The following is a 25,779-nucleotide window of genomic DNA, read 5'->3' on the forward strand; positions in this document are numbered from 1 at the left end:
GAGGACAGGCAAGGTTGAAGTTGCAACCATGGAAAGCAGAAGTGCCCGGCCGCCCACAAGGCCTGGCCCAGCGAAAGGTTCATCCATGACGATTGCACACGAAGAAGCAGTCATTGACGCCGCAGCAGTCGACGCCATTTTTGCCGAAGCCCGTACCGCCAACAGCTTTGCCGGTGAGGTTACCGAAGAGCAAGCCCGCGCCATCTATGAGCTCACCAAGTTCGGCCCGACGGCTTTCAACTCCCAGCCGCTCCGCGTGACCTACGTCCGCTCGGACGAAGCCCGTGCCAAGCTGGTGGACCACCTGTCCCGCGGCAACCAGGCGAAGACCGCATCCGCACCCCTGGTCGCGCTCCTGTCTTACGACACCAACTGGCAGGGTCAGTGGGACAAGTTCCTTCCTGAGTACGGTGCGCCCAAGGCCATGTACGACGACAACGCTGAACTTGCTGCAGCCACGGGCAACAACAACGCCCACCTGCAGGCTGGCTACTTCATCCTGGCCGTCCGCTCGCTCGGCTTCGCCGCAGGACCGATGACCGGAGCCGACTTCGCCGCGATCGACGCCGAATTCTTCCCGAACGGTGACCAGAAGAGCTTCCTCGTGGTCAACATCGGCCAGCCCGGCCCGGACGCCTGGGGCGCAGCCAAGCCGAAGTTCTCCTACGACGACGTGGTCCGCACCGTCTAGCACTCCGAACACAGAACCGCCCGCTCACCTGAGGTGAGCGGGCGGTTCTTGTTTTAAGCGGCGGTTCCTGTTTAAGGGCCAGTGGTGTTCCAGGAGGCCGGGATGTGATAGAGCGTTGGGAAATCCCGTCGGTTTCGTGAGTGAGCGTTGGTACTCACCGACGCTCGCTCACGTCCCGCCTGCTTGGGGCGGACGCTCGCTCACCTACGAGATGACCCCGTCCACCAGCGCCTTGGCTTCTTCTTGAACCTGCTTCAGGTGGTCGGCGCCCTTGAAGGACTCCGCGTAGATCTTGTAGACGTCCTCGGTGCCGGAAGGGCGTGCCGCGAACCAGGCGTTCTCCGTAACCACCTTCAAGCCGCCGATCGAAGCGCCGTTGCCCGGTGCCTCGGTGAGCTTGGCGGTGATTTCTTCGCCGGCCAAGGAAGTTGCCGTGACGTCGGCGGCGGAGAGCTTGCCCAGCTTGGATTTCTGCTCACGTGTGGCGGCGGCATCGATTCGCGCGTATACGGGCGCACCGAACTGGTCGGTGAGGCCCTTGTACAGCTGCGAGGGGGAGGAGCCGGTGACGGCCGTGATTTCCGAAGCCAGAAGAGCGAGCAGAATGCCGTCCTTGTCGGTGGTCCAGACGCTGCCGTCGAGCTTGTTGAAGGATGCTCCGGCTGATTCCTCGCCACCGAATGCGCCTTCGCCGGAGAGCAGGCCAGGGACGAACCACTTGAAACCGACCGGCACCTCAACCAGCTTGCGTCCGAGCCCGGAAGCAACGCGGTCGATGATCGAGGAGGAAACCAGGGTCTTGCCCACCACTGATTCAGGGTTCCAGCCACTGCGGTTCCGGTAAAGGTAGTCGATGGCCACGGCAAGGTAGTGGTTGGGGTTCATGAGGCCGCCGTCGGGGGTGACGATGCCGTGGCGGTCAGCGTCGGCGTCGTTACCGGTAGCGATGTCGTAGGCGGCTGTACCGTCCGCACCCACTGACATTCGCTTGATCAGGGAGGCCATGGCCGACGGCGACGAGCAGTCCATGCGGATCTTCTCGTCCCAGTCCAGGGTCATGAAAGCCCACTGCGGATCGACCGTGGGGTTAACCACCGTGAGGTTCAACTGGTGGCGCTCGCCGATTTCGCCCCAGTAGTCCACCGAAGCGCCGCCCATGGGATCTGCGCCGATGCGGACGCCGGCCTCACGGATCGCGTCGAGGTTGAGCACTGAGGGGAGGTCGTCCACGTAGCTGCTCAGGAAGTCGAACTTGCCGGTGGTTTCAGCGTTCAAGGCATCGTTCAACGGAATGCGCTTAACACCACGCAGGCCGTTCTCCAGCAGTTGGTTGGCGCGGTCGGCGATCCAGCCTGTGGCGTCGGTGTCAGCCGGGCCGCCATGGGGCGGGTTGTATTTGAAGCCGCCGTCACCGGGCGGGTTGTGGCTGGGGGTGACCACGATTCCGTCGGCCTGGGGCGTGCCCGGGGCTGCTTCGCGGTTGTACTTCAGGATGGCGTGGCTCAGCGCTGGCGTGGGTGTGTAGGCGTGCCGTGCGTCAACCAGCACGGTGACTCCGTTGGCGGCCAGAACTTCAAGCGCGGAGTTCTGTGCCGGTTCGCTGAGGGCGTGGGTGTCCCGTCCTATGAACAGCGGCCCGGTGATGCCCTGGCGCCCGCGGTACTCGACGATTGCCTGCGTGATCGCGAGGATATGCGGTTCGTTGAACGACGCCTTCAAGCTGGATCCGCGGTGTCCAGACGTTCCAAACGCCACACGCTGCGCGGGATCACCCAGGTCAGGAGCGACGTCGAAGTACGCGTCCAACAGGGCTGTGATGTCTACAAGGTCTTGGGGAAGGGCAACTGTGCCCGCTCGGCTAGCCATGGGGTCCAGCATGCCAGACCTCGGGGCCTGCCGACAGGAAATGTCCGGGATCCGGTCCCTGTGACGCCGAATGGCGCCCACGGCTGCCGCCCCTGAATGAAGATTAACCCCTTGTTCAAGTACGGCTGCTAGCCAAAAGAACGCTCCGCCCCGGTCCAGTGAACAGGGGCGGAGCGGGGGTGTCAGAGAGGAGGCGCCGCTAGACAGCCGTGTAGCCGCCGTCGACGAGTACGTACGAACCGGTCATGAAGCTGGCCTTGTCAGAAAGGAGGAACGTGGTGACGTTCGCGATCTCTTCTGCCTTGCCCAGGCGGCCGAGCGAGTGCTTGGCTTCGAGGCCGTCGATAACTTCCTTCGGGGCGCTGGCCAGGAGCGGGGTGTCGATGTAGCCCGGGCCGATGGCGTTGACGCGCAGGCCCTGGGCGCCGTATTCGGCGGCTGCGTTTTTGGTCAGGCCGACGACGCCGTGCTTGGCTGCGGTGTAGGCGGCATTGCCGGGTGCGGCGACGGCACCGTGGATCGATGCCATGTTGACGATTGCGCCTTCGGAAGCGCCTGCTGCGAGGATGGCCGGGATCTGGTAGCGCATTCCGTACAGGACGCCGCTCAGGTTGATTCCAATAACGCGGTCCCAGTCATCGATGTCGACTTCGCCAATGGGGGCGTTGGCTCCGCCGATTCCGGCGTTGTTGACGGCGTAGTTAAGGGCACCATAGGTCTCGACCGCGAAGTCGACGGCTTTCTTGCTGTCCTCGGCAACAGCTGTGTTGCCCTGGAAGGGTACGGCCTTCCCGCCCGCGGCAGTGATCTCATTGGCTACGCGGGTGGCGGCGTCGAGGTTGACGTCCGTGACAACCACGTTGACGCCGTTCTTGGCGAGGTCCTTGCTGATCGCTTCGCCGAGCCCTGAACCGCCGCCGGTGACGAGCGCGGTTTTGCCTTCGAAGTTACCCATGATTCCTCCTTCGCGGGACGAATCCCGCAGATTCCGTAGTTAGCGCTGCTTACGTCGCTATTAGTGACAACCCTGCGCTTCCCGTTCATATTCCATGCATATGCATGAATCCCGTCACATGTGTCCTACTTATGCACCGCCCGCGACGGCGGTAGTGTTGGGATCAAAGACCAGATAGCAGGGGGATTCCTATGTCAGATCAGCCATCCAAGGACAACGAGGACAAGCCTGCGGGCTACCAACCGCCGCAGTACGTTCCGCCCGCACAGTTCAGCGCACCGGAGGCCAGCGCGCCGCAGCCCGCCACGCCGGATTACAGCACGCCGGATCAGGGGGCCAACGCCACCCAGCCAATCCCGCCGCATGAGCAAAGCGCCTATACGCAAAACGCCCAAGGCCAGAACGACTTCTACACCCAGCCGCAGCCCCCAAGCCAGAGCGCTTACTCGCCGGGTGACTACAGCCAGCAGCCGCCGTCGCCGTACGGCCAGCCGCCCAGCCCGTACCAGCAGCAGGCATTTGGCCAGCAGCCCTACGGCCAGCCGCAGTCACCGTACGGCCAGCCGGCGTACTACGCCATGCAGGCTGAACCCAAAGGCCTAAGCATCGCCAGCATGTGCTGCGGCATCGCCATCTTTGTGGGCTTCGGCTTCTTCATCCTGCCGCAGATCGCAGCGGTGATCCTTGGCCACATCGCGCTCAAGCGGGAACCAGCGGGCAAAGGCATGGCCATCGCAGGCCTGGTGATGGGCTACATCGGCATTGCACTGACCGTAATCTTCGGCATCATCTTCTTTGCCGCGATCGGGGCCTCCACCAGCCGGTACAACTACTAAGCAAAAGCGAACGACGGCGACCCTTGCGTCAGGTGGGAATCCCACCAGGCGCAAGGGTCGCCGTCGTTGGTCAACGTCCGGCTGTGTCGGTTGTCAGCGAACCCCGCCCATCAACTTCTTGATCGCGGGAGTTGCCGAAGCCAGGCCCACGGCGAGCACCACTGCCACGCCGCCGATGCCCAGGAAGTACGGCAGCTCGTCGTGCGGGTTGTAAAGACCGGCCAGGATGCCGGCCAGGGTGGTGCCGAGGGAGACGGACAGGAAGAACAGGGCCACCATCTGGGTGTGGAACGCCTTCGGGGCGAGCTTGGTGCTGACGGACAGGCCGATGGGGGAGAGGAACAGCTCCGCCAGCGTGAACAGGAACAGGATTCCCACCAGTGCCAGTAGCGGGGTCTTACCGTCGCCCGCCAAAGGGATGAAGGCCAGGAAAGCAATGCCCATGATGAACAGGCCCGCAGAGAATTTCAGCGGCGAGCTGGGCTGCTTGGGGCCCAGTTTGGTCCAGAGGGCAGCCATGACGCCGGCAAAGATGATGATGAATACCGGGTTGATCGATTGGACCCACGCGGCCGGCATTTCCCAGCCGAAGAGATTGCGATCCAGCTTCTCCTGCGAGTAGACGGCAATGAACGTGAACTGCTGCTGGAACAGTGCCCAGAATGCGGCGGATGCGATGTAGAGCGGGATAAAGGCCACCACGCGCTTGCGCTCCAGCCCGGAGACCAAGGGACTGCGGAAGATCAGGACCAGGTAGATCACAGAAGCTCCGATTGCGGCGTACGCCATGCTGCGGGCCAGGTTGTTGGCGTTGACGAGCCCCGTTCCCAACAGGACGCCTATCACCACAAGGATGCCCAGGAAGATCAGCCCGTACTTTGTGCGGTCCTTCGCCGGGAGCGGGTTGGGGACACGGTGTGCTTCCTCGGGCAGGCGCTTGCGGCCGAGCGCGTAAATGACCAGGCCGATAGCCATGCCCACGGCTGCGGCACCGAAGCCGATATGGAAGCCGAAACTCGTCTGCAGCCAACCGGTGACCAGCGGCCCAATGAGTCCGCCGATGTTGATGCCCATGTAGAAGATGGAGAAACCTGCATCGCGGCGCTCATCCTTCTCGCCGTACAAGGTGCCAACCAGGGCCGTGGCGTTGGCTTTCAGGCCACCGGAGCCGACGCCCACCAGTACCAAACCGGGAATGAGTCCCGGAATCCCCGGAATCAGTGCCAGGGCGATGTGCCCGCCCATGATCATGATGGCGGAGCCGAAGAGAACCTTCTCCGAGCCGAACAGACGGTCGGCGAGCCATGCGCCGAGGATCGTCGACAGGTAGACGCCTCCACCGTAGGCGCCCACCAGGCTGGCAGCGAGGCCCTGGTCAATGGAGAGGCCGCCCTGTTCGGCGGTGAAGTACATGTAGTAGAGCAGGATGCCCTGCATGCCGTAGAAGGAGAATCGCTCCCACATCTCCACGGAGAAGAGGCTGGCCAGCATTTTGGGGTGGCCGAAGAATGACGTATCGCCCGAAGCCTTTGTAGGCTCAGCCGTGGTTTGTGGAGTGCTCATTTTCTCAATGCTGGCACTGACCGCGGGCATTGTCACATCGATAGATGCTCAAGGCAAGCACTTTCCATATGCTAGACACGCGTGCCCGCGGTCAGGAATGAGCCTCCAGAGAAGCTGCCACTTGGAGAAGCTGCAGCTCAGAACCCATCCGGCCAATAAGTTGGATCCCCATCGGCAAGCCACCAACGGTTGTGTGAACCGGGATGCTGATGGCCGGCAGTCCGCACACGTTCACCATGGAGGACCACGGCGCGTACTCGCACTGCCTTCTGTAGTCGTCGTCGGCGTCGCCGGACCACTCGCTCGGCCAGCGCTCGCCGCTGTGCCCACCGCCGGTGAACCAGCCGATGGGCCGAGGCGTCTGCGCCAAGGTGGGCATGAGGATCAGGTCCCACGGAGAGTACTGCGCAATCGTGTCGTGCTGGAACTGCCGGAGGAAACCCAGCGCTTCGTTGACCTTGGATGCGCTCCGCTGTTGCGCCCGGCGCCGGAACGTCCGGGTCAGCGGAGTCAGCAGCGCCTCCCGTCGGGGTGCTATCCGGGCGCTTCCGACGCCGGCGGTCCAGGCTGCGGTGAACGCTTCCGGATAGCGGTTGTCGTACCGGATCTCCGCTTCGCTGACGCTGTGACCCGCCTTTTCCAGCAGCTCGCGGCCCCTCGCCAGAGCGTCCATCGCTTCAGGCTCAATCTCGAAGGGATAGATCCCGGCCCATGGACTAGCCAGGCTCATACCGATTTTCAGGGGCTCAGGCGCCCGACCCACGTTGGCGAGGTATCCGCCGTCGGGCGCCTGGTCCCGGGGGACCAGGGCGTCCATGAGCAAGGCGGCATCGGCGGCTGTCCGGGCGAGCGGGCCGGTAACCACCAACTGCGCCGTATCGCCGGTGCTGGTGCCCACGGGCACAGTGCCCCGCCCGGGCTTCAGGCCTACCAGTCCGCAGGCACCGGCCGGAATCCGGATGGACCCGCCGCCGTCGGTACCCGGCGCGAACGGCACCAACCCTGCGGCCACTGCGGCAGCGCTGCCGCCCGAGGAGCCGCCGGAGCTTCGCCCCGGTGAGTGCGGATTGCGCGACGGCGGTGCCACGCGGTTTTCGCTGTAGGCCGTCAGTCCAAACTCCGGAACCTGCGTCTTACCCAGTGGGATGACGCCGTGACGCCTCAAGTGCGCCGCCAACGCGCCGTCCTCGGACGCTGGCTTGTGGTCCAGGGCCGCGCTGCCGTGCGTGGTGGGAACCCCCGCGACGTCGGTGAGGTCCTTGAACGCCGTGGGCATCCCGTGAAGCAGGGGAAGTTCCTCCAGCCTGCCCTGGCGCGAGAGGCGGGCATGCAACTGGTCGGCGGTGTTGGCTGCGGTCAGGGCTTGTTCCTGGATGACCGTGATGAACGCGCCGAGGTGCTTGTTCCGCTCCTCGATGACGGAGAGGAAGTGTTGGGAGGCCTCGCGGGCGGACAGATCGCCGGAAGCCAACGCATCACGGAGTCCTACGGCGGTCAGGCCGGCCGGGGCCCGGGACGAAGGATCAGCCAAGGAAACGCGACTCCAACCGCTCCTCCACTGCCACGGCGTCCACGCTCTCGCCCGCACCGGCCGTCACCCGGAAGGCTGCCTTGTTCTTCACCTCGGAGACCACCTCCACCAGTTCCGTGCCCCGGTAAACCAGCCCGACGCCGTCGTCCGTGCAGTGGGTTTCACCCAGCGTGCCGTTGGCCACCAACGCGTGGATGGCCGGCGCGCGGCGGGGTTCGGAGTCGTAGTGCACGCCGCTGGCGTAGGGCAGGAAGCCGAGGGCGTCTGTGACCGGGCGCAGTTCCGGACCGAAGGAGTCGGTCACGCCGCCCTGGTACCAGCAGATCGAACCGGCGGAAACGCCGGCCAGCACCACGCCGCCCTCCCAGGCCTTCCGGAGGGCCCGGTCCAGCCCATGCGCGCGCCACACCGCCAGCAGGTTCACCACCGAACCTCCGTTGACCCACACCACGTCCTGTTCCAGGAGATGCGCTTCCGGGTCAGCGATGTTCGGCATGGTGAAAAGGTTGAGGTGGCTGAAGTCGAAACCCGCAATCCTTGCGGCCTGGTCCATCTCGGCGGCCCACCAGCGTTGATCGCCGGACGCCGTGCCGATGTGCGTCACCCGCGGCGCGCGGCCCGTCACGCCGGAGAGCTCCACGGCGTAGTGCATCAAGTGGTTGAACTCGATCCTGGTGCGTTCGCCCGGCTTGTATCCGCCGGACGTCGCCAGGATGGTGGGTTGCCCAGCAGGCACGGGGTGCTCCTCACGGTTTCGATGGATTGCTTCGGGTCCAGTCTTAACGCCTGCGCTCCCGTAAGCAACCGCCTGCGGGTCCAGGTTACTGCTTCGGGCTGCGAGGACTAGGCTGGATGCTGGACTTAAATCGATGGGAAGGGACCCCAATGAGCGACTTTGACACTGTGCCTGTTGGCGACATTCCGGCTGATGCCAGCATCCTGGACGTCCGCGAAGACTACGAATGGGTGGCAGGGCACGCCGAAGGTGCACGCCACATCCCCATGGACCAGCTGCCGGCGCGCCTGGACGAGCTTGACCCGGACGACGACCTCTTCGTCATCTGCCGCACCGGCGGCCGATCTTTCCGGGCAGTTCAGTGGCTGGTCGGCCAGGGCTACTCCGCGGTGAATGTTGCCGGTGGGATGGACATGTGGCTGGAAGCAGGAAAGCCGATGGTTTCAGACAACGGGCTCAAGCCGGTAGTTCTGTAACCAGCGCATATAACCATCAAGGAATATTAATGTCGGCAGTCACCTACACGTTCCTCGGCCCCGAGGGCACCTTCACCGAGGCTGCCCTCATGCAGGTGCCGGGCGCTGCTGATGCCACCCGCATTCCCTGCACCAACGTCAACACCGCCCTGGACCGGGTCCGGGCAGGCGAAGCCGATGCGGCCATGGTCCCCATCGAGAACTCGGTTGAAGGCGGGGTCACTGCAACCCTGGATGCGATCGCCACGGGCCAGGAGTTGCGGATCATCCGTGAGGCCCTGGTTCCCATCACCTTCGTTCTGGTGGCGAGGCCCGGCGTCGCGCTTTCCGACATCAAGCGGATCTCGACGCACGGCCACGCCTGGGCGCAGTGCCGCCTCTGGGTAGACGAACACCTGCCCAACGCGGACTACGATCCGGGTTCCTCGACGGCGGCCGCGGCCATGGGCCTGTTGGCGGACGACGCACCCTATGACGCGGCAATCTGCGCCCCGCTCATCGCAGCCGAACAGCCCGGGCTGAACGTCCTGGCCGCGAACATCGGCGACAACCCGGACGCCGTCACACGGTTCATCCTGGTGAGCCGCCCCGGCCCGCTTCCGGAGCGGACCGGAGCCGACAAGACCACAGTCGTGGTCCCGCTTCCGCAGGACCACCCCGGCGCCCTCATGGACATCCTGGACCAGTTCGCGTCCCGCGGCGTGAACCTCAGCAGGATCGAATCGCGGCCCACCGGACAGTATCTGGGCCACTACTTCTTCAGTATTGACGCCGATGGCCACGCCGCGGATTCGCGGGTAGCGGATGCGTTGGCGGGCCTGCACAGAATCAGCCCGGCAACCCGGTTCCTTGGCTCCTACGCCCGCGCGGACCGGCAGGCAGCCGTTGTGGCTCCGCACACGTCCGACGCGGCTTTTGCCTCCGCCCACGCGTGGGTGGACTCGCTGCTCAAGGGCTCGTAGGCGCTGTCCACAAGGCCCTTTCGCAGTGATGGAAGTGTGCGTATGCTTGCCTGATCCATAAACGGTGGATGAATTACCAACGAAGGGAGCGGTCATGACTGTCCACAGCGATGACAAAGACGGCCAGGGCATGATCGTCAATCCCAAGCCCTCGAGTGACAACAAAGATGACTGGGACGGCGACGATGCTGATCGTGCGGATCGCCTCCGCTTTGAAGAAGAACAGGCCATGATCAAGGAGCAGTCCGAAGCCCGGGCTGCCGCGAAAGCAGCGGCCGAAGAAGCCGAGCGGAACGCGGCCCAGCCTGACGCCGGGGCTGTCTAGGCGGTCTTCGCCTTCGGTACGCGCACCAGCAGGGAAGCTGGCTCAACCTGCACGGTGACCTTCGTGGCCTCACCGGAGGGATCGCCGTCGAGCTGTGTGGCCATCGGTTCCTGGCTGCGGATGGTCACCTTGCCCGAGCGGTAGAAGCTCATCATGGGCAGGTTGTGCTTGTGCTTGAAGAGGATCTTTGTGTACATGGCGATCCAGCCGAACGCGCTGCGCGGACTCATCACCACGATGTCCAGCATGCCGTCGTCAATCATGGCCTGCGGAATGAAGTCGATGCCGCCCGGGATCAGTCCACAGTTGGCGAAGAGCACGCTGCGGATCTTGCGTGCCTGTTCGGGCTCGTCATCCATGGTGATGCTGACGCGCTTCCGCCGGCCCGGCAGGTGGCGCACGCCGGCTTCGGTGTAGGCAAGCCAGCCAACGGTCTTCTTGAGCTCTTCCCGGGTATCGCCGACAACTTCGGCGTCCAGGCCCATGCCCGCGATCACCAGGAACGTGTGCGTGGATGCGTGGCCGGTGATGCTGTTGCTGATGGCCATGGTGGCGGTGTCGATGTAGCGCTGGTGGCCGAACAGCGCTGTCTGGATGCAGCCCTCCATGTCGGTGACATCCAGATCGACATTGCGTGCCAGCAGGTTTCCGGTGCCCACCGGAATGAGGCCCATCGCCACATTCTTGTGGGCCAGGCACTCGGCCACCACGCGGACGGTTCCGTCGCCACCGCACGCCAGGATGACGTCGGCGCGGTCGGCCAGCGCTTGCCGTGACTGGCCGTAACCGGGGTCGTCCACCGTAGTTTCATAGAAGCGGGGCGCGTCCCAGCCGGCGAGCTCGCACGCGTCGATGATGGCCTTGCGGGCAACCTCCGCGTTGTTCTTCACCGGGTTCAGGATGACGGCGACCTTTTGGTCGCCGGGGTTCGGCTTGTGGGCATCCTCCCGAACGGCGCTCCTGATGTGGCGGGCTTTCAATCGGCGCACACCCCACCAACTGGAGACGGCAAACGCCACGCCCCCAGCGAGAATCACGTACAGGATCCAGTCGCTCATGGTGCTCCAACACTATCCCGCTGGGCTGCCCTGTTTTGCCGGATCGTGGGCTGTCCGGCGTTTGGACGCCGGCGCACCGGTGTTCCGCGGGGGATTCGATACTCTTGTGTGGTGATCGACGTAAAAGACCTCAGCGAAAATCCGGACAAGTTCCGTGCCAGCCAGCGCGCCCGTGGTGCCGATGAGTCCGTTGTGGACGCGATCATCTCCGCTGACGCCGATCGCCGTGCAGCACTGATCCGACACGAAACCCTCCGCGCCGAGCAGAATGCTTTCGGCAAGAAGGTGGCCCAAGCCAAGGGTGAGGAAAAGCAGGCCCTGCTGGCCGAGGTCAAGGAACTCGCCAACTCAGTCAAGGCCGCTTCCGCTGAAGCCGCCGCAGCCCAGGCCAAGCAGGAGGAGCTCCTGCGGGTGATCCCCAACCTGGTGGTGGACGGCGTGCCCGAGGGCGGCGAAGACGACTACGTCGTGGTCAAGACCGTCGGCACACCCCGCGAATTCACCGATTTCGAGCCGAAGGACCACCTGGAAATCGGCGAACTGATCGGCGCGATCGACATGGAACGCGGTGCCAAGGTCTCCGGTTCACGCTTCTACTTCCTCCGCGGCGTTGGCGCCCGGCTGGAAATGGCGCTGCTGCAGATGGCCATGGAACAGGCAATCGATGCCGGCTTCGTCCCCATGATTACCCCCACTTTGGTGCGTCCGGAGACCATGCAGGGCACCGGTTTCGATGTAAAGCACGACGCCGAGATCTACCGTCTCGCTGAAGACGACCTTTACCTTGTGGGAACCTCGGAAGTGGCCCTCGCCGGCTACCACGCAGACGAGATCCTGGACCTCTCCGCAGGCCCCATCCGCTACGCGGGCCAAAGCTCCTGCTACCGCCGCGAGGCCGGTTCGCACGGCAAGGACACCCGGGGCATCATCCGAGTGCACCAGTTCAACAAGGTGGAGATGTTCATCTACACCACCGTTGAGGAAGCTGCCGCCGAGCATGAGCGCCTGCTGGCCTGGGAAGAGGAAATGCTGGCCAAGTGCGAGCTTCCTTACCGCGTGATCGACACCGCAGCCGGAGACCTGGGCATGTCCGCAGCCCGCAAGTTCGACTGCGAAGCCTGGGTCCCCACGCAGAACGCCTACCGCGAGCTCACCTCGACGTCCAACTGCACCACGTTCCAGGCACGCCGGCTCAACATCCGTGAACGCGTGATCAACGACGAAGGTGTCGCCAAGGGCACCCGTGCCGTGGCCACGTTGAACGGTACGTTGGCCACTACGCGCTGGATCGTGGCCATCCTTGAGCACCACCAGAACCCGGACGGCTCGGTCAATGTTCCCAAGGCGCTGCAGAAGTACCTTGGCGGACTCGAGGTCCTGCCGGTCCTCTAGGGGTTTTCGGTGGCAGTTACAGCAGGCCGCGCAAAACCAAGGCTGCGCCGTCGTCGAGCACTGACGCGGTGACCTCATCAGCAACGGCGAGAACCTCATCCGGAGCCTGGCCCATGGCAACGCCGCGGCCGGCCCACGTGAGCATCTCGATGTCGTTGCGGCCGTCGCCCACGGCCACTGTGTTGGCCTGGTCCGTGCCGAGCTTCTGCCGCAGCGCTTCCAAAGCGCTGGCCTTCGTGACGCCCTCAGCAGCGATATCCAACCAGGCCGTCCAGCCCACGGAATAGGTCACGCCGGACAGTCCAATGTGCCGGATTGCCTCGTTGAACTCTTCCGACGTGTTGTCGGTGCTGAAAACCACCACGCGGACCGCAGTGGCGTCCAGCATCGTTTGGAAGTCGACGCCGATGGACTCCACGCCGAAGCTGGCATCCTGGAAGCGTTCGGTGGAGAGGAAGTTTCCGTCCTCATCCTCGAGCGCGTACTTGGCGTTAGGCAGCCGTTTCCGCAGTGCCTGAAGCGCCGGAGCGGGATCAAACGTGGCCTTGTGGATAATTTCGTAGCCGGACTCCACTGCGGGGTCCAGCCGGAGCGTCACGCCGCCGTTGCAGCAGACCGCGTAACCCCGCTCCAGGCTGATCTGTTCGATGATGGGAAGCGTGGCATTGAGTGAGCGGCCCGTAGCGATCATGACGTCATGCCCGCTGGCCACAACGGCCTGTGCAGCGGACCGGACAGCCGGGGACATGTGGCCATCGTGATCGACGAGTGTGCCGTCGACGTCCAAAGCGATCATGAGCTTGTTGTTGTTTTTGAGCTGGTCATCGATGCCAGCAACTGGAGTATCAGTCAGAATAGTCATGCTTCCAGTACAGCAGACATCCCCGACACTGAACTAGGACCGGCGCCACAGCACGGGATTAACGGACCGTGAACAGTCATCACTGAACAGACATCACGGAACATTGTGGGTGCTTCGGAGGACTACCAGCTGCCGGGTTGCCCTGGTCATCGCCACATACTGGTCCACCGCGCCTTCCATGCCGTGGCCCGCGCCTCCCTCACCGAACTCTTCCGGGTCGACCAGGACGACGAGGTCGAACTCCAGCCCCTTCGCCAATTCCGGAGTGAGCCAGTAGACGCGGCCCTCGTGAGGACCGGCGTCGGAGTGTCCTTGTTTGCTGATGACGCACGCTGTTCCTTCAGCGTTGGCCGCGAGCCAGGTGTCCAGGACCAGATGGAGCGTATCCGCGTGCTGGTGCAGCACAGGAATCCCCGTGCTGCGGACCGAAACAGGCACGTTTGCGTCAGGGAGGACTGCCTTGATCACGGGCTCGGCTTCTGCCATGACCTCCTCCGGCGTCCGATAGTTGATGCTGAGTGTGGCCATCTGCACGCTTCCCATTCCCACACGCTCCAGGCGTTCCTCCCATGATTCGTTGAATCCGTGCCGGGCCTGGGCACGGTCGCCCACCACAGTGAAGCTTCGCGAAGGGCAGCGAAGCAGCAGCATCCGCCATTCCGCGTCGGTCAGCTCCTGCGCCTCATCGACCACAATGTGCGCGAATGGACCCGCGAGAAGGTCGGGATCGGTTGCCTCCAGGCCATCCTCGTCCACGAGCTTCTCCCGCATGTCATCGCCGCGCAGCATGTACATCTCCATGAGTTCGGAGTCGTCGGCCGCAATCAGGTCATCGACCACCCGGTCCATCAACTGCCGCTCGGCAGCCAAGGCGACCTGCCGCCGTCGTCTGCGTTGCGACGATTCAGGGTCACCCAGCCGCTGCCTGGCTGCATCCAGCAAGGGAAGGTCGGAGGTTGTCCACGCGGCCGGCTCGTCACGCTGCAAGGCGGCGATTTCCTCGGCATGCAGCCACGGTGCCGACAAGCGCAGGTAGGCGGGAACGCTCCAGAGGTCTGCCACCAGGCCCTTGTAGTCCAGCAGCGGCCACGCCCGGTTGAAGGCATTGCGCAGTTCGGCATTCTGCGAGAAGGCTTGGCGCAGGATGTCTTCCGGAGTGTCGTGATCCTCCATTTTGTCGATGAGGATAGCGAGCAATGCCTCCCACACTTCGTCGCGGGACTCGTTGTGTGGCGTACCGGGTTCGGCGGCATCGAAAGCCTCCGCCCAGTCCTCAGCGCCCACCCGGATGTCCGCGTACGGAGTTTCGACCGTCAGCTCCCTCGATGGCGGCTCCTCGTAAAACCGGACCGCCGACTCGATCGCTTTCACCATGTTCACTGACGACTTGAGCCGCGCCACCTCCGGATCCTGTTCATCCCCGGCGCCGGCTCCTTCCGGGACGAGGTCCTTGAGTGTGCACGTCTGCACTCCCTCTTCTCCCAGGCTGGGGAGGACATCGGCGACGTACGCCAGGTAAGCCTGGTGTGGGCCGACGAAAAGGACATCGCTCTTCCGGTGGTTGCTCCGGTGGCCCAGGCGGGGATCCGAGTACAGCAGATAGGCCGTGCGGTGGAGTGCAACCACCGTCTTACCAGTGCCTGGACCTCCATCCACCACCAGGGCACCCCGCGAGCCGGCCCGGATAATCGCGTCCTGATCAGCCTGGATCGTCCCCAGCACATCCCGCATCCGTGGGGAGCGTCTGGTGCCCAGGCTGGCTATGAACGCGGACTGGTCATCGAGGGCCTCGTTCCCCTCCAGCCCGTCGGCCGTAAACACCTCGTCCCAGTAATAGCTGATCCTGCCCCGGGTCCAGCGGTATCTGCGACGGCTCACCAAGCCCATGGAATTGGCGTGCGTTGCACCAAAAAACGGCTCGGCGGCCGGCGAACGCCAGTCGACAAGGAGGCGGCGTCCGCGCTTGTCGCTCAGGCCCAAACGGCCAACGTACACCGGCTCCTGAGTGTCTTCGGGGATCATCCGGCCCAGGCACAGATCCAGCCCAAAGCGGCGGAGCGCACGGAGACGGGCAGTCAGGCGATGGATCTCCTGGTCACGGTCCAACGCCCGTTGGCCGCGACCGGCTGGTTGCTTGCGGGTCTCCTCCAGACGGTCGGACAAATCGGCGATGGACTCCGCGAGGGTCTCAGCAATTGCCTCAAAGTGTTGCTCATCGCTGCCAATCAGCTTGGGGTTGGCTTTGCGGTTAAGGTGCTCGGGCAGGGCGAAAGCACTGGATTTCAGAGGGCTGGTTTCGGGCATCCCACGACTCCCTTTTTCTGTGGTGATGGGGTTCGTGAGTCAATTGTTCGGCAAGCAGGGGACCTTGCCGCAAGCCCCCGTGTGGGTTATACATTGAATATGGAAGGGAATATTTCCCTTCCTTTTTTGTGCCCGGATACTCGTTCCCGGCTCCGGATCCCGCCCTTGTACGAATATCCCGCCGGAGTACGGGTCGGCAGGCCAATGAGGCCCGGATTGGGCACCAGTTCATGTGGAAACGGTTCTCAGTAGCGCGGACTTTCCCGCGGGAGACAACCCGGCCGAGATGAGTTTCCTGCGCAGCCGCTCCGGATCCCGGACATGCGACCATCCCCATCGGACGAAAGCAAAGCCCAGTGCCCGGATACGGTCTTCGCGGATCTTTTCCTGGTAGAGGGCTTCCTCCGGACTGCCACCTCTTCTCATGAGGGCGTCCGTGTATTTGCCCTTGCCATCGAACTCCCCGACAACGCCCTTCCTTCCGTCCCGACCAGGCCACCAGAAGTCACTCCGGCCAATGAAGCCGTCAAGGTCGCTGAAGTCGTGCTGCAGTTCGGGCTGTTCAAAACCCAGATAATGAAAGGCTGCACGGCTGTAGGACTCCCCGGCGGACTCAACCAAGGGGTTCGAAAGGGCTAGTGCGAGTTCGGCACGATGCCGGGCCGCCGCGTGCGGGTGTGAGCGAACGGCAGCGGCGAGCTCCTGGTGCTCCAGGAGGCTGACGCCAGGCTCCAATTCTCCGCGGAGCCACAGCTTCCGGGCTGCGCCATCGGTGACTACCAATGACTGGCTCAGTTTGGAGGAGAAGGCCACATCAAGGACTGTTCGCAGAAGTCCAGTGCAGGTAAATTCTCCGTGGGTTTCCCGATGTCCTTCCTGGCCAAGGTGATACCGCAACGGGTAACCAGTTTCCCTTACGACGCGACCATCCTGATCAGTGGCTTGGTGGGCTAAGAAAGTGGGGCGTCGGCTACCGGATCGGCTCGGATGGGGCGTCAAGCATTCCACATGGGATGGCGTCTGAAGTATTGGTAACCCTGCGGCGAATGCAGCGGTTTCGCGGCAAAGAACGAGGCCAGGTATAGCTCGGGTGGCGGCCGCCAGGGTCCACGCGAACCGGTCCCAAGGCTTGGCCTCGACCCACTGGGAAGTTGGTACGTAGAACCCGCGCCGGATCCTCACAAGATTGCCGGCCATGAAGCTGCTGTGCACGGCATCGGTTCTGCCTCCGGAGCGGAGGATTGCGGGTGTCTCGATGAGCCCGGAAGGAATGTCCATACGAAAACACTGAGGCAGAAAGCGACTCTTCCGGCCACCCTGATGTCCCTATGTGCAAAACAGGAGCTGGGGAGGACTGGTGGGGGCGTGGGCCTCCGGCGTTGTTGGTCGGGCGCGCCGTTGAACGGTGGGCGTGGCGAAGAAGCGCGGGACTGGGGTGCCACAATCCTTGCGGCTACTGGAACACGGTCTGGATCGGTCCGCCCCCGGCTGAATCAACGATGGCCTGCGCCACTACACGGAGCTTGACGTTCCGGTTGCTGGAGGCTTTCTTGATGAGTTCCATGGCCTCGACCTGTGTGCAGCGGTTCTGGGCGATGATGATGCCCGTCGCCACGTCGATCACCGTCCGGGATTCCATGGCGGCCCTTAGGTTGGCCGCGGTTTGGCTGTGTTGCGCGATCAGCACGGCGAGCTGGAGGCCCTTGGATGCCTGTTGAACGTAGTCGTTGGCACGCTGCACGGCGGCTTGGTCGAAGGCGTGGGGCTGGTCTGAGTAGAGGTTAAGGCCAGCCATGGCGACCCCCTCGGACAGGGGGAATGGAACAGCCAGGACGGCGCGGACACCGTGGTCTGTGATGGCCTTGTTGTACTCGGGCCAGGTGTTGTCCTTCTCGAAATCCGGGATGTGGACCTGGGTGGCCTCGCGGCAGGCGTGAAGACAGGGCCCGTCCGCGAAGGAGTATTGGATTTCGTCGAGCTGGCGCGCGCGTTCACTGCTGCTGGCAACTGTGCCGGCGTTGCGCTGCCGCATCAGGGTGATGCCGCAATACACATCCTTTTCGGGAGTGCTGAACATGGCAGCTGAGTGCCGGGCCAACTCATGGAGAAAGTCCTCGACGTCAGGAGTGGCGAGCAGCAAGTCCTGAACCTCAGCCACCACGGAATTCGGCTCGAGGAGCTGTGGGTCTTCCATGTGTATCTCCGATCCGTGGCGGTGGCTACCTTTCGAGACTAACCTCCGGCACCCGTTGAAAGCCAATAGTAAGTGTGCTTCTCTTTTTAAGGAGTCTTGCCGTGGGCTCACCCCTCATCCGGTCAAAGGATCGAAGCCCATGCGTCAAACCCGACCTTTCGACGTCAGTACCAGGCCTCCGGTTGCCCCTGAAGGAAGCATCCGCCAAAGTTTTCAGGACAGCCTGGTCCTGGACCATCTCAATCTGGCCAAATCCATTGCGGCCAGGTATTCCGCCCATACCCACGACCTGGATGATGTCAGGCAGGTCGCCTACATGGGCCTCATCAAGGCCTCCCGAGGCTACGACGAGTCCAAAGGCGTCAGTTTTCCGGCCTATGCCGCCCCCACCATTGCCGGCGAGGTCAAGCGGTACCTCCGCGACCATTGCTGGGTTGTCAGGCCGCCCCGCACCATCCAGGACGTTCGCCGTCAGGTGTTGGCCCGGACGGAGGAAATGACACAGGTGCTGCAACGGACGCCATCCCCGGAGGAAGTCGCAGAGGACCTCCGGCTGGAACCCTGCCAGGTGCGCGAAGCGCTGATGGCGGGCACCAGTAAGCGTCCGGATTCCCTGGACGCTCCCGCGGGGGAGGGTCGTGAGGGGTTGCAGGGTTCCCTGTCTGCTTTTGGCTGCCCCACTGACCGGTTGGAGGATGTGCTGGCTCTCCGGAATGCGATTCGTGACCTTAGGCCTGAGGACCGCCACCTGCTGTACCGGCGCTACTACCGCGAAGAGACGCAGTCCACCATTGCTGAGGCCCTGGGAATGTCCCAGATGCAGGTTTCACGCAAGCTTTCCAAGGTCCTCGTCTCGCTCCAAACCAAACTTTTGGACGACGAAGTCCGGCTCCGGGACGGAACAGCCCTTTAGCCACACGACGACGGGCAGCTAGCAGTCCAGGCGCTCCACGGCATCCAGGACATCGCGCACGCTGACCGCCAGGAGTGCGGGGTCGGGGTCTGCGGAGAAGACGTCGCCGCGGCGAAGTTCGACGGCGGTCAGCACCACGTGCGGGCCCGGCGGCGGACCCCATTCCTCCGCGGGCGCGGGACCGAACAACACCACTGACGGGCGCTCGTAGGCAGAGGCAAGATGTGCCGCCCCAGTGTCAGCGGAGACCACCAGGCGCGCCTCTGCGATGGTGGCCGCAAACTCTGCGAGCCCCTGCCGCCCAGCCAGCAGGCCGTCGTCGAGGTTTGCTCCTTTGCGCTTGGCCAGGGCAGCCGTCTCCTCGGCGCGCCCGCGCTCCGACGTGCCGCCTGTGAGGACAATCCGGTGCCCTGCCGCAGCGAGTTGGACCGCGACGTCGGCGAATCGCTCCACCGGCCACAGCCTGCTGCCGTACGCAGCGCCAACATGGATCACTGTGGCGCCGGGACTCGGCGAAGGAACGGCGGGACGCTGCAGCCGGAAGTCCAGGGGATCGGCGTCAATCCCATGCCAATTCAGCAGCCTGGTCCAGCGTTCCCGCTCGGGTAACCCGGTGGACCAAGGAGGCCCCTCAAGGCCGGGCGATTCATGGGCGATCACCCGCCGGGCCTGCAACTCATCGATCCGCAGGCGGCTCTCGGCCCCGTTTCCATGCAGGTTCACGGCGATGTCCACCGCGCCCCGCGGGACCGTGAGGGGATCGTCGAGCCCCGGCGTGGGCAGGTGGTGGATGCCCCCAACCAGCTCCAATGCTTCAGCGATCCAGGCCGGCGCGGCGTACAGGATCCGGTGGTCGGGGAATGCCCTCCGCAGTCCCCGGAGTGCCGGAACAGCGACCAGGAGGTCGCCAAGCTTCAGGGCGCGCAGGGCGAGCAGCAAGGGTTGTTCGGTGCTATCGACAGTGTCCATGGAGGCCTCCCGCTAGGAGTCTAGCGGCACGAAACTTCTCGCGACCGCACTGTTTAGCGTCCGGAGAACTGGGGAACGTTGCGGGTATGGGAGGAACCGGAACGTTGAAGGCGGTCCTGTTTGACCGCGATGGAACACTTGTCGTTGACGTGCCATACAACGGCGACCCGAAGCTGGTGCAGCCCATGGATGGTGCCCTGTCCGCCCTCGAACGAGTGCGTCGGGCTGGACTGGCCACCGGAGTGGTAACCAACCAATCGGGCGTGGCCCGTGGACTGGTGACCCTGGACCAGGTCATGTCAGTGAATCAGCGGGTGGATCAACTCCTGGGCCCGTTCGATGTGTGGGAAATCTGCCCACATGGCCCGAAGGACGGATGCGACTGCCGCAAGCCCGCCCCCGGCATGATTCTGGGAGCCTGCAGCACGCTGGGTCTCTTGCCGGAGGAAGTCGCTTTCGTTGGCGACATCGGTGCAGACATGGAAGCGGCCGCCGCAGCGGGTGCCCGGAGTGTGTTGGTGCCAACGGACGTGACCCGGCGCGAAGAAATCGCCGCCGCCCGCTTTGTTGCCGAGGACTTGGGCCAAGCAGTGGACCTCGTACTCTCCGGGGCACTTGAAGAACAGGACACCCGTGTATGAGCCGGGTCTTGGTGGCCCGGCTGGACAGCATGGGCGATGTCCTCCTCTCCGGACCTGCCCTGCGCGCTGTGGCGAACGGAAGCCGGCCCGATGGGAGCCGGCCCAATGACGTGGTCCTGCTGTGCGGACCTGAAGGCGCAAGCGCGGGCGGGATGCTGCCCGGCGTTACCCAAGTGCACACATGGGCCTGCCCCTGGATTGTGAATCCCGCGCCCCCTGCCACGGAAGACACCACCAACGCATTGATCGAGTTCGTCCGCAGTTCCCGCATTGAGGAAGCCCTGATCCTCACCTCCTTCCACCAATCGCCGCTTCCGCTGGCGCTGTTGCTCCGCTTGGCCGGGGTCGGAAAGATCACGGGGGCTTCCACGGACTACGCCGGTTCGCTGCTGGACGTCCGGCTCAAACCAGGCGAGGACTTCCCCGAGGACCAGCCCGAAGCCGTCCGTGCCCTGGCGCTCGCCGATGCCGGAGGGTATGTCCTGCCCAACGGTGACGACGGCAAACTGCGGATCACGGCCGGCCCGGATCCGGACAAAACAGCTCAGGAACTGGCCAGCGAAGGCCCGTACATTGTGGTCCACCCCGGCGCGACAGCCCCCGCCCGGGCCTGGCCTGCGCTGCACAACGCAGCAACCGTGGAAGTCCTGCAAGCCTACGGACACCGGGTGGTGGTCACAGGGGGACCTGGCGAAACATCGCTCACGGCAACGGTCGCGGGGCCTTCGGCGAGGAACCTCGGGGGCGCAACCGACCTCCGCACGCTCGCAGCGGTACTCGCGGGCGCCGCCGTCGTTATTACGGGCAATACCGGCCCCGCCCATCTGGCCGCCGCGGTGGGTACCCCGGTGGTTTGCCTGTTCGCGCCGGTGGTTCCGGCGATCCGCTGGGCACCCTACGGCGTACCCATGGAGTTGCTGGGCGACCAGGAAGCTGCATGCAAGAACACCCGGGCCCGGACCTGCCCCGTTCCGGGGCATCCGTGCTTGAGCTCGGTCACCCCGGAGCAGGTCCTGGAGGCTGTCGAACGGTTGCTGGGGGGCGTGTCGTCGCTCTCCACCCGACGGAAGGTCTGGAAACCATGAGGATCCTGGTGTGGCACGTCCACGGCGGCTGGATGGAAGCGTTCGTCCGGGGCCAGCACGAATACCTCCTGCCCACATTGCCCGACGGCGGCCCTTGGGGTTTGGGGCGAGGGGGACGTGACTGGCCGGTCGCCGCCAAGGAAGTGGACCTGGGCACGCTGGACCCGGACAGTGTGGACGCCGTGGTCCTGCAACGGCCGGAGGAAATCGCAGCCGTCACCAAGGCCCTGCGCCGCCGCCCAGGGGTGGACGTTCCTGCGGTCTACCTGGAACACAACACCCCCAAGGGCGATGTCCCCTTTTCGCTGCATCCACTTGCCGACCAGGGAAGCATCCCGGTGGTCCACGTGACCCATTTCAACCAGCTCTTCTGGGATACGGGCTCGGCCCCCACTGCAGTGATCGAGCACGGGATTCCGGATCCGGGGCACCTCTACACCGGTGTGCGGGAGGAGATGGGCGTGGTGGTCAACGAGCCCGTCCGGCGTGGACGGGTCACCGGCACGGATTTGCTTCCGGGATTCGCCCGGGTTGGACCCCTGAGGGTGTTCGGGATGGGCACGGAAGCGTTGCCGTCCGCTTTGGACCTCGGCAGCCACGGCCTGGGCGGGGATCGACTCAGGATCTCGGGTGACGTTCCTGCCGCCCGCCTCCACCGGGAACTGGCCAGATGCCGTCTCTACCTGCACCCGCTGCGATGGACCTCGCTGGGACTTGCCCTGTTGGAGGCCATGCACCTGGGCATGCCGGTCGTTGCGCTGGCCACCACTGAAGCAGCCCGGGCAGTCCCGCACGGTACCGGCTTGGTGTCCAACGACGTCGACGATCTCCAAAAGTTCGCCCGGCGCCTCCTGGCCGACGCGGACGACGCCTACGCGATCGGTTTGAGGGCGCGCCAAGCAGCGCTGGAACGTTACGGGCTGGGCAAATTCCTCCGGGCCTGGGACGAGCTCCTCGCCGATCTTCCCGCCAAGCATGGACAGCGCCCGCAATCCGGGCTCATACCGCTCAGCCACCACACCCAGGCCAGCCATGACACCGAGAGGATGCACCCATGAAAATCTCCATGGTCTCCGAACACGCCAGTCCGCTGGCCGCCCTGGGAGGTGTCGACGCCGGTGGACAAAACGTCCACGTAGCGGCGCTCTCTTCCAGCCTGGCTGCCCGCGGCCACCACGTCACGGTCTACACGCGACGTGATGACCCCGATCTGCCGGCGAAGGTGCAGGTGGGGCCTGGACTCACTGTGGTGCACGTCGATGCGGGGCCCGCCCGGCGCATCCCCAAAGACGAGCTCCTGCCGTTCATGGGTGAGCTGGCGGACGGGATTTGTGCGGACTGGGGCGAGGACCTCCCGGATGTCGTGCACGCGCACTTCTGGATGTCCGGACTGGCAGCGATCCAGGCGTCCAAACGTGCCGGTGCCGCTGATCCCGTGCCCGTGGTCCAGACCTTCCACGCCCTTGGTTCGGTGAAGCGCCGCCACCAGGGCTCCGCGGACACCAGCCCACCGGCCCGGGCCTGGTTGGAGCCGTGGGTGGGCCGCACCGCAGACTGGGTCATCGCCACTTGCCCCGACGAAGTCTTCGAACTCAAGGCCCTGGGTATCAGCCGATCCAAAATCTCCATTGCCCCCTGCGGCGTGGACCTGACGCTGTTCCCCGGAACGTCCGACGCCGAACCCACCTCGCGCACGCATCGGATCCTGAGCGTGGGACGCCTCGTGGAACGCAAGGGGGTGGACCTGATCATCCGCGCACTCCCTCTCCTGGCGGACGCAGGCTTCAACGATGTGGAGTTGCTGATTGTGGGTGGTTCCGGTGACGCGCTCACCCTTGAGGAGGACCCCGAAGCGCAGCGCCTCCATGCCCTGGCCAAGGAACTCGGCGTCGAAGACAAGGTGACCATGCGCGGACAGGTCCCCAGGGACGCGATGCCGGGTATTTTCCGCAGCGCCGACGCCGTGGTGTGCACCCCCTGGTATGAGCCGTTCGGGATCGTGCCGCTCGAGGCCATGGCCTGCGGGGTGCCCGTGGTCGCGGCCGCCGTGGGCGGACTCCGGGAGACCGTCGTCGACCAGAAAACGGGGCTGCATGTTCCGCCGCGGGACCCGGAAGCGATAGCCGAAGCACTGGGGAAACTACTCGCCGATCCTGCCTTGCGCACCGAAATGGGGCGAGCCGGCGCACGCCGCGCCCGCTCGCGCTACACCTGGGACAGGATCGCCGCGGACACCGAGAAAGCCTACCGATCCGTCCTGGCTGCCGGCCTCTCCCGGCAAGCAGGCGATGGTGTGGAATCACTGGAAGGAACGGCCCTGTGACCATCAACAGCCCTGTGACCATCAAAAGCCCTGTGGCAGCCCCGGAACGGTGGACTCCCGAAACCGGCGGGCCCACGCACCAAAAGGCGGTGACAACGCACCTGGACAACGTCCTGCCCGCGCTTGAATCCCTGCGCTCGCAATCAGGGCGGTTGTGCGAATGGGGTACCGAACTCGCCAACCGGCTGTTGTCGGGCCAGCGGCTGCTGGCTGCGGGCAACGGCGGATCAGCTGCCGAAGCGCAGCACCTCACAGCTGAGCTTGTTGGCAGGTTCGACGACGAGCGGGCCCCTTTCTCTGCCATCTCCCTCCACGCCGAGTCCTCTGCTGTCACCGCGCTCTCCAACGACTACGGCTACGAGGAAGTGTTTGCCCGCCAGGTCAGGGCCCACGGCCGTGCGGGCGACATCCTGGTCCTCCTGTCCACCAGCGGCCGCAGCCCCAACCTGCTCAAAGCGGTGCGCGCAGCCCGGGAACGCGGCATCACCACCTGGGCCCTTACCGGAACCGGCCCCAACCCGCTCGCCGACGCCTGCGACCAGGCCATCACCGTGGACGCGATCGCCGCGAACGCGCAGGAAGGCCACCTGATCGCGGTGCACGCCGTCTGCCGGGCCTTCGACGCCGAGATCGCACGGCGGTCCGGCCCCTACACGGGCGGCCAGCCATGAGGATCACGGTGGTAGGCGACGTCCTCCTCGACGTTGACATCAATGGTGCCGCCACCCGGCTCAGCCCTGACGCCCCCGTGCCCGTGGTGGACGTCGCAGGCATCCGGCGCCGTGCGGGCGGAGCCGGCCTGGTGGCCACCGTCCTTGCCGGGGACGGCCACGACGTCACGCTGGTCACCGCCCTATCGGACGACGACGGCGCAAGCCACCTCAGGCGCGCACTGGCCGGCGTGTCGGTGCTCGCCGGCGACCCGCTGGCCCCTACCCCTACAAAGACCCGTGTGCGGATCGGGAGCCACCCGATGGTCCGTTTCGACGAAGGGTGTGCGCCGGCCCCCGTTCCGTCCAGCACCCCTGCAATGCTCGCGGCAATCACTTCCGCCGATGCGGTGGTCGTGGCCGACTATGGCCGTGGAATCACCGCCAACCGAGGGATTCGGGCGGCCTTGGCGGAGGTTGTCGGCCGCTTCCCGGTGGTGTGGGACCCGCATCCTGCCGGTTCGGAACCCGTGCCCGGAGTCGCCGTCGTAACCCCGAACCTGGCCGAAGCGCTCGCGTCCGCCAAAGCGGGCGGACTGAACCCCTCACGGACCGGTGCCGGCGAAGCCGCCGAGCACCTGCGGGAAAAGTGGCAGAGCAATGCCGTGTTGGTGACCAGGGGCGAAGACGGGGCGGTGTTGGTCGAAACATCCGGTGGAACGGTGGACATCCCCGCGCCCAGGACATCGGTGAGCGATCCGTGCGGTGCAGGGGATCGGCTCGCGGGAAGCCTGGCCGTGTACCTGGGCCTCGGGCTCGAACTGCAGGAAGCCGCCGCCAGGGCGGTGGAGGATGCGTCGGCCTTCCTCGCCAAGGGAGGCGCGGCGGCGCTGCCCGAAGCGCCCGCGGTGAGTGCCGCCGTCGGACTTAACAACGTCGAACCGATACGCCCTGACAGCCACATCCGCGACGGCGTCCAACTCGCCCAATCCATCCGGGATGCAGGAGGCACTGTGGTGGCAACCGGGGGTTGCTTCGACCTCCTCCACGCCGGCCACGCCCGCACGCTGGCGGCCGCGCGCAGCATGGGCGATTGCCTGGTGGTGTGCCTCAACTCCGACGAATCCGTCAGCCGGCTCAAGGGTGCACATCGCCCCATTGTCAGCGTCGAGGACCGCGCGGAGTTGCTCCTGGCACTTGAATGCGTCGACGCCGTAGTGGTCTTCGACGAAGACACCCCCGAGGCCTGCCTCCAAGGGATCCGGCCCGACATCTGGGTCAAGGGCGGCGACTACGAACCCGACGAACTGCCGGAGGCCCGCCTTGTCGCGGGCTGGGGAGGGCGCTGCGTCACTGTGCCCTTCCACCCGGCACGCTCCACCAGCGGCCTGGCTGCAGCACTGGCCAAAGTCAGCTGACCCACGAGTTGGAAATCAACGAAAGGAAC

24 protein-coding genes are annotated in these 25,779 nt (G+C 64.9%); 13 read left to right on the top strand and 11 right to left on the bottom strand.

The window, feature by feature from the left end; translation table 11 throughout:
• Positions 1-85 precede the first annotated feature (85 nt).
• Positions 86-691 (top strand): malonic semialdehyde reductase, encoded by a 606-nt coding sequence (locus tag QRM57_RS15140; RefSeq protein ID WP_257370027.1) that lies wholly within the window; start codon positions 86-88, stop codon positions 689-691.
• Between the two features lie 204 nt (positions 692-895).
• On the opposite strand, the gene pgm is transcribed toward QRM57_RS15140, so the two are convergent.
• Both pgm and QRM57_RS15150 read right to left on the bottom strand, forming a co-directional pair.
• Positions 896-2,557 (bottom strand): phosphoglucomutase (alpha-D-glucose-1,6-bisphosphate-dependent), encoded by a 1,662-nt coding sequence (pgm, locus tag QRM57_RS15145; protein WP_257370028.1) that lies wholly within the window; start codon positions 2,555-2,557, stop codon positions 896-898.
• 199 nt (positions 2,558-2,756) lie between these two features.
• Positions 2,757-3,512: an SDR family NAD(P)-dependent oxidoreductase gene (locus QRM57_RS15150; RefSeq protein WP_284987186.1), complete on the bottom strand. Its 756-nt coding sequence runs from the start codon at positions 3,510-3,512 to the stop codon at positions 2,757-2,759.
• A 191-nt stretch (positions 3,513-3,703) separates the two neighbouring features.
• On the opposite strand from QRM57_RS15150, the gene QRM57_RS15155 reads away from it, so the two are divergent.
• The gene (locus QRM57_RS15155) at positions 3,704-4,348 is read left to right on the top strand and encodes a DUF4190 domain-containing protein (RefSeq protein WP_257370030.1); all 645 of its coding nucleotides are present in this window, start codon (positions 3,704-3,706) and stop codon (positions 4,346-4,348) included.
• A gap of 93 nt (positions 4,349-4,441) precedes the next feature.
• Here the strand turns inward: QRM57_RS15155 and QRM57_RS15160 are convergent, their stop codons facing one another.
• The 3 genes from QRM57_RS15160 to QRM57_RS15170 form a co-directional block, all read right to left on the bottom strand.
• A complete protein-coding gene (locus QRM57_RS15160) occupies positions 4,442-5,941 on the bottom strand; it encodes a peptide MFS transporter (RefSeq protein ID WP_284987187.1) in 1,500 nt (499 codons plus the stop codon).
• A 61-nt stretch (positions 5,942-6,002) separates the two neighbouring features.
• The gene (locus tag QRM57_RS15165) at positions 6,003-7,442 is read right to left on the bottom strand and encodes an amidase (RefSeq protein ID WP_284987189.1); all 1,440 of its coding nucleotides are present in this window, start codon (positions 7,440-7,442) and stop codon (positions 6,003-6,005) included.
• Positions 7,435-8,178: a Type 1 glutamine amidotransferase-like domain-containing protein gene (locus QRM57_RS15170; RefSeq protein WP_284987190.1), complete on the bottom strand. Its 744-nt coding sequence runs from the start codon at positions 8,176-8,178 to the stop codon at positions 7,435-7,437. The genes QRM57_RS15165 and QRM57_RS15170 overlap by 8 nt, the downstream gene beginning before the upstream one ends.
• Positions 8,179-8,327: 149 nt before the next feature.
• Between QRM57_RS15170 and QRM57_RS15175 the strand changes: the two genes are divergently transcribed.
• From QRM57_RS15175 to QRM57_RS15185, 3 genes are all read left to right on the top strand, one after another.
• Positions 8,328-8,654: a rhodanese-like domain-containing protein gene (locus QRM57_RS15175; RefSeq protein ID WP_235518011.1), complete on the top strand. Its 327-nt coding sequence runs from the start codon at positions 8,328-8,330 to the stop codon at positions 8,652-8,654.
• A gap of 29 nt (positions 8,655-8,683) precedes the next feature.
• Positions 8,684-9,616 carry a prephenate dehydratase gene (gene pheA / locus QRM57_RS15180; protein WP_284987191.1) on the top strand — a complete coding sequence of 311 codons (933 nt, stop codon included), beginning with the start codon at positions 8,684-8,686 and terminating at the stop codon, positions 9,614-9,616.
• Positions 9,617-9,710: 94 nt separating this feature from the next.
• On the top strand, positions 9,711-9,941 hold the full coding sequence (locus QRM57_RS15185) for a hypothetical protein (protein ID WP_257370035.1): 231 nt from the start codon (positions 9,711-9,713) through the stop codon (positions 9,939-9,941).
• Here QRM57_RS15185 and QRM57_RS15190 read toward each other — a convergent pair.
• Positions 9,938-10,999, bottom strand: a complete 1,062-nt coding sequence (locus QRM57_RS15190) for a diacylglycerol/lipid kinase family protein (RefSeq protein WP_284987192.1) — start codon at positions 10,997-10,999, stop codon at positions 9,938-9,940. The two genes, QRM57_RS15185 and QRM57_RS15190, sit on opposite strands and share 4 nt — an antisense overlap.
• Positions 11,000-11,110: 111 nt before the next feature.
• Here QRM57_RS15190 and serS point away from each other — a divergent pair, with 111 nt between their 5' ends.
• Positions 11,111-12,391, top strand: a complete 1,281-nt coding sequence (gene serS, locus QRM57_RS15195; protein ID WP_211710411.1) for a serine--tRNA ligase — start codon at positions 11,111-11,113, stop codon at positions 12,389-12,391.
• Positions 12,392-12,407: 16 nt separating this feature from the next.
• On the opposite strand, the gene QRM57_RS15200 is transcribed toward serS, so the two are convergent.
• The 4 genes from QRM57_RS15200 to QRM57_RS15215 all read right to left on the bottom strand — a co-directional run bounded on the left by QRM57_RS15200 (position 12,408) and on the right by QRM57_RS15215 (position 17,751).
• Entirely contained in the window at positions 12,408-13,253 is an 846-nt protein-coding gene (locus QRM57_RS15200) for an HAD family hydrolase (protein WP_284987193.1), read from the bottom strand.
• Positions 13,254-13,346: 93 nt separating this feature from the next.
• On the bottom strand, positions 13,347-15,557 hold the full coding sequence (gene helR / locus QRM57_RS15205; RefSeq protein WP_284987194.1) for an RNA polymerase recycling motor ATPase HelR: 2,211 nt from the start codon (positions 15,555-15,557) through the stop codon (positions 13,347-13,349).
• Positions 15,558-15,785: 228 nt separating this feature from the next.
• Positions 15,786-16,370 (bottom strand): hypothetical protein, encoded by a 585-nt coding sequence (locus QRM57_RS15210; RefSeq protein WP_284987195.1) that lies wholly within the window; start codon positions 16,368-16,370, stop codon positions 15,786-15,788.
• Between the two features lie 640 nt (positions 16,371-17,010).
• Positions 17,011-17,751, bottom strand: coding sequence for a GAF and ANTAR domain-containing protein (locus tag QRM57_RS15215; protein WP_257370040.1), 741 nt, complete (start codon positions 17,749-17,751; stop codon positions 17,011-17,013).
• Positions 17,752-17,890: 139 nt separating this feature from the next.
• Between QRM57_RS15215 and QRM57_RS15220 the strand changes: the two genes are divergently transcribed.
• Positions 17,891-18,664 (top strand): sigma-70 family RNA polymerase sigma factor, encoded by a 774-nt coding sequence (locus tag QRM57_RS15220; RefSeq protein WP_257370041.1) that lies wholly within the window; start codon positions 17,891-17,893, stop codon positions 18,662-18,664.
• Positions 18,665-18,682: 18 nt separating this feature from the next.
• On the opposite strand, the gene QRM57_RS15225 is transcribed toward QRM57_RS15220, so the two are convergent.
• Positions 18,683-19,633 (bottom strand): glycosyltransferase family 9 protein, encoded by a 951-nt coding sequence (locus QRM57_RS15225; RefSeq protein ID WP_284987196.1) that lies wholly within the window; start codon positions 19,631-19,633, stop codon positions 18,683-18,685.
• 86 nt (positions 19,634-19,719) lie between these two features.
• On the opposite strand from QRM57_RS15225, the gene QRM57_RS15230 reads away from it, so the two are divergent.
• The 6 genes from QRM57_RS15230 to QRM57_RS15255 are packed head-to-tail and all read left to right on the top strand — an operon-like array spanning position 19,720 to position 25,750.
• Positions 19,720-20,274, top strand: coding sequence for a D-glycero-alpha-D-manno-heptose-1,7-bisphosphate 7-phosphatase (locus QRM57_RS15230; RefSeq protein WP_284987197.1), 555 nt, complete (start codon positions 19,720-19,722; stop codon positions 20,272-20,274).
• Positions 20,271-21,359: a glycosyltransferase family 9 protein gene (locus QRM57_RS15235; RefSeq protein ID WP_284987198.1), complete on the top strand. Its 1,089-nt coding sequence runs from the start codon at positions 20,271-20,273 to the stop codon at positions 21,357-21,359. The genes QRM57_RS15230 and QRM57_RS15235 overlap by 4 nt, the downstream gene beginning before the upstream one ends.
• The gene (locus QRM57_RS15240; RefSeq protein WP_284987199.1) at positions 21,356-22,417 is read left to right on the top strand and encodes a glycosyltransferase; all 1,062 of its coding nucleotides are present in this window, start codon (positions 21,356-21,358) and stop codon (positions 22,415-22,417) included. Before QRM57_RS15235 ends, QRM57_RS15240 begins: the two co-directional genes overlap by 4 nt.
• A complete protein-coding gene (locus tag QRM57_RS15245; protein ID WP_284987200.1) occupies positions 22,414-23,682 on the top strand; it encodes a glycosyltransferase in 1,269 nt (422 codons plus the stop codon). Before QRM57_RS15240 ends, QRM57_RS15245 begins: the two co-directional genes overlap by 4 nt.
• On the top strand, positions 23,679-24,353 hold the full coding sequence (locus tag QRM57_RS15250) for a D-sedoheptulose-7-phosphate isomerase (protein WP_502868655.1): 675 nt from the start codon (positions 23,679-23,681) through the stop codon (positions 24,351-24,353). Before QRM57_RS15245 ends, QRM57_RS15250 begins: the two co-directional genes overlap by 4 nt.
• A complete protein-coding gene (locus QRM57_RS15255) occupies positions 24,350-25,750 on the top strand; it encodes a PfkB family carbohydrate kinase (protein WP_284987201.1) in 1,401 nt (466 codons plus the stop codon). The genes QRM57_RS15250 and QRM57_RS15255 overlap by 4 nt, the downstream gene beginning before the upstream one ends.
• The last annotated feature ends 29 nt before the right edge of the window (positions 25,751-25,779 follow it).

It is taken from the genome of Arthrobacter sp. fls2-241-R2A-172, from assembly GCF_030208885.1.
In the GTDB taxonomy this organism is placed as follows: domain Bacteria; phylum Actinomycetota; class Actinomycetes; order Actinomycetales; family Micrococcaceae; genus Arthrobacter.

What these genes read in the sequence shown, in the direction of transcription:
- QRM57_RS15150 (WP_284987186.1), bottom strand. Translation starts at nt 3,512, where the DNA reads ATGGGTAACTTCGAAGGCAAAACCGCGCTCGTCACCGGCGGCGGTTCA.
- pheA (WP_284987191.1), top strand. Translation starts at nt 8,684, where the DNA reads ATGTCGGCAGTCACCTACACGTTCCTCGGCCCCGAGGGCACCTTCACC.
- QRM57_RS15240 (WP_284987199.1), top strand. Translation starts at nt 21,356, where the DNA reads ATGAGGATCCTGGTGTGGCACGTCCACGGCGGCTGGATGGAAGCGTTC.
- QRM57_RS15255 (WP_284987201.1), top strand. Translation starts at nt 24,350, where the DNA reads ATGAGGATCACGGTGGTAGGCGACGTCCTCCTCGACGTTGACATCAAT.
- QRM57_RS15245 (WP_284987200.1), top strand. Translation starts at nt 22,414, where the DNA reads ATGAAAATCTCCATGGTCTCCGAACACGCCAGTCCGCTGGCCGCCCTG.
- pgm (WP_257370028.1), bottom strand. Translation starts at nt 2,557, where the DNA reads ATGGCTAGCCGAGCGGGCACAGTTGCCCTTCCCCAAGACCTTGTAGAC.
- QRM57_RS15220 (WP_257370041.1), top strand. Translation starts at nt 17,891, where the DNA reads ATGCGTCAAACCCGACCTTTCGACGTCAGTACCAGGCCTCCGGTTGCC.
- QRM57_RS15200 (WP_284987193.1), bottom strand. Translation starts at nt 13,253, where the DNA reads ATGACTATTCTGACTGATACTCCAGTTGCTGGCATCGATGACCAGCTC.
- QRM57_RS15140 (WP_257370027.1), top strand. Translation starts at nt 86, where the DNA reads ATGACGATTGCACACGAAGAAGCAGTCATTGACGCCGCAGCAGTCGAC.
- QRM57_RS15225 (WP_284987196.1), bottom strand. Translation starts at nt 19,633, where the DNA reads ATGGACACTGTCGATAGCACCGAACAACCCTTGCTGCTCGCCCTGCGC.
- helR (WP_284987194.1), bottom strand. Translation starts at nt 15,557, where the DNA reads ATGCCCGAAACCAGCCCTCTGAAATCCAGTGCTTTCGCCCTGCCCGAG.
- QRM57_RS15230 (WP_284987197.1), top strand. Translation starts at nt 19,720, where the DNA reads ATGGGAGGAACCGGAACGTTGAAGGCGGTCCTGTTTGACCGCGATGGA.
- QRM57_RS15185 (WP_257370035.1), top strand. Translation starts at nt 9,711, where the DNA reads ATGACTGTCCACAGCGATGACAAAGACGGCCAGGGCATGATCGTCAAT.
- QRM57_RS15175 (WP_235518011.1), top strand. Translation starts at nt 8,328, where the DNA reads ATGAGCGACTTTGACACTGTGCCTGTTGGCGACATTCCGGCTGATGCC.
- QRM57_RS15235 (WP_284987198.1), top strand. Translation starts at nt 20,271, where the DNA reads ATGAGCCGGGTCTTGGTGGCCCGGCTGGACAGCATGGGCGATGTCCTC.
- QRM57_RS15160 (WP_284987187.1), bottom strand. Translation starts at nt 5,941, where the DNA reads ATGCCCGCGGTCAGTGCCAGCATTGAGAAAATGAGCACTCCACAAACC.
- QRM57_RS15215 (WP_257370040.1), bottom strand. Translation starts at nt 17,751, where the DNA reads ATGGAAGACCCACAGCTCCTCGAGCCGAATTCCGTGGTGGCTGAGGTT.
- QRM57_RS15190 (WP_284987192.1), bottom strand. Translation starts at nt 10,999, where the DNA reads ATGAGCGACTGGATCCTGTACGTGATTCTCGCTGGGGGCGTGGCGTTT.
- QRM57_RS15155 (WP_257370030.1), top strand. Translation starts at nt 3,704, where the DNA reads ATGTCAGATCAGCCATCCAAGGACAACGAGGACAAGCCTGCGGGCTAC.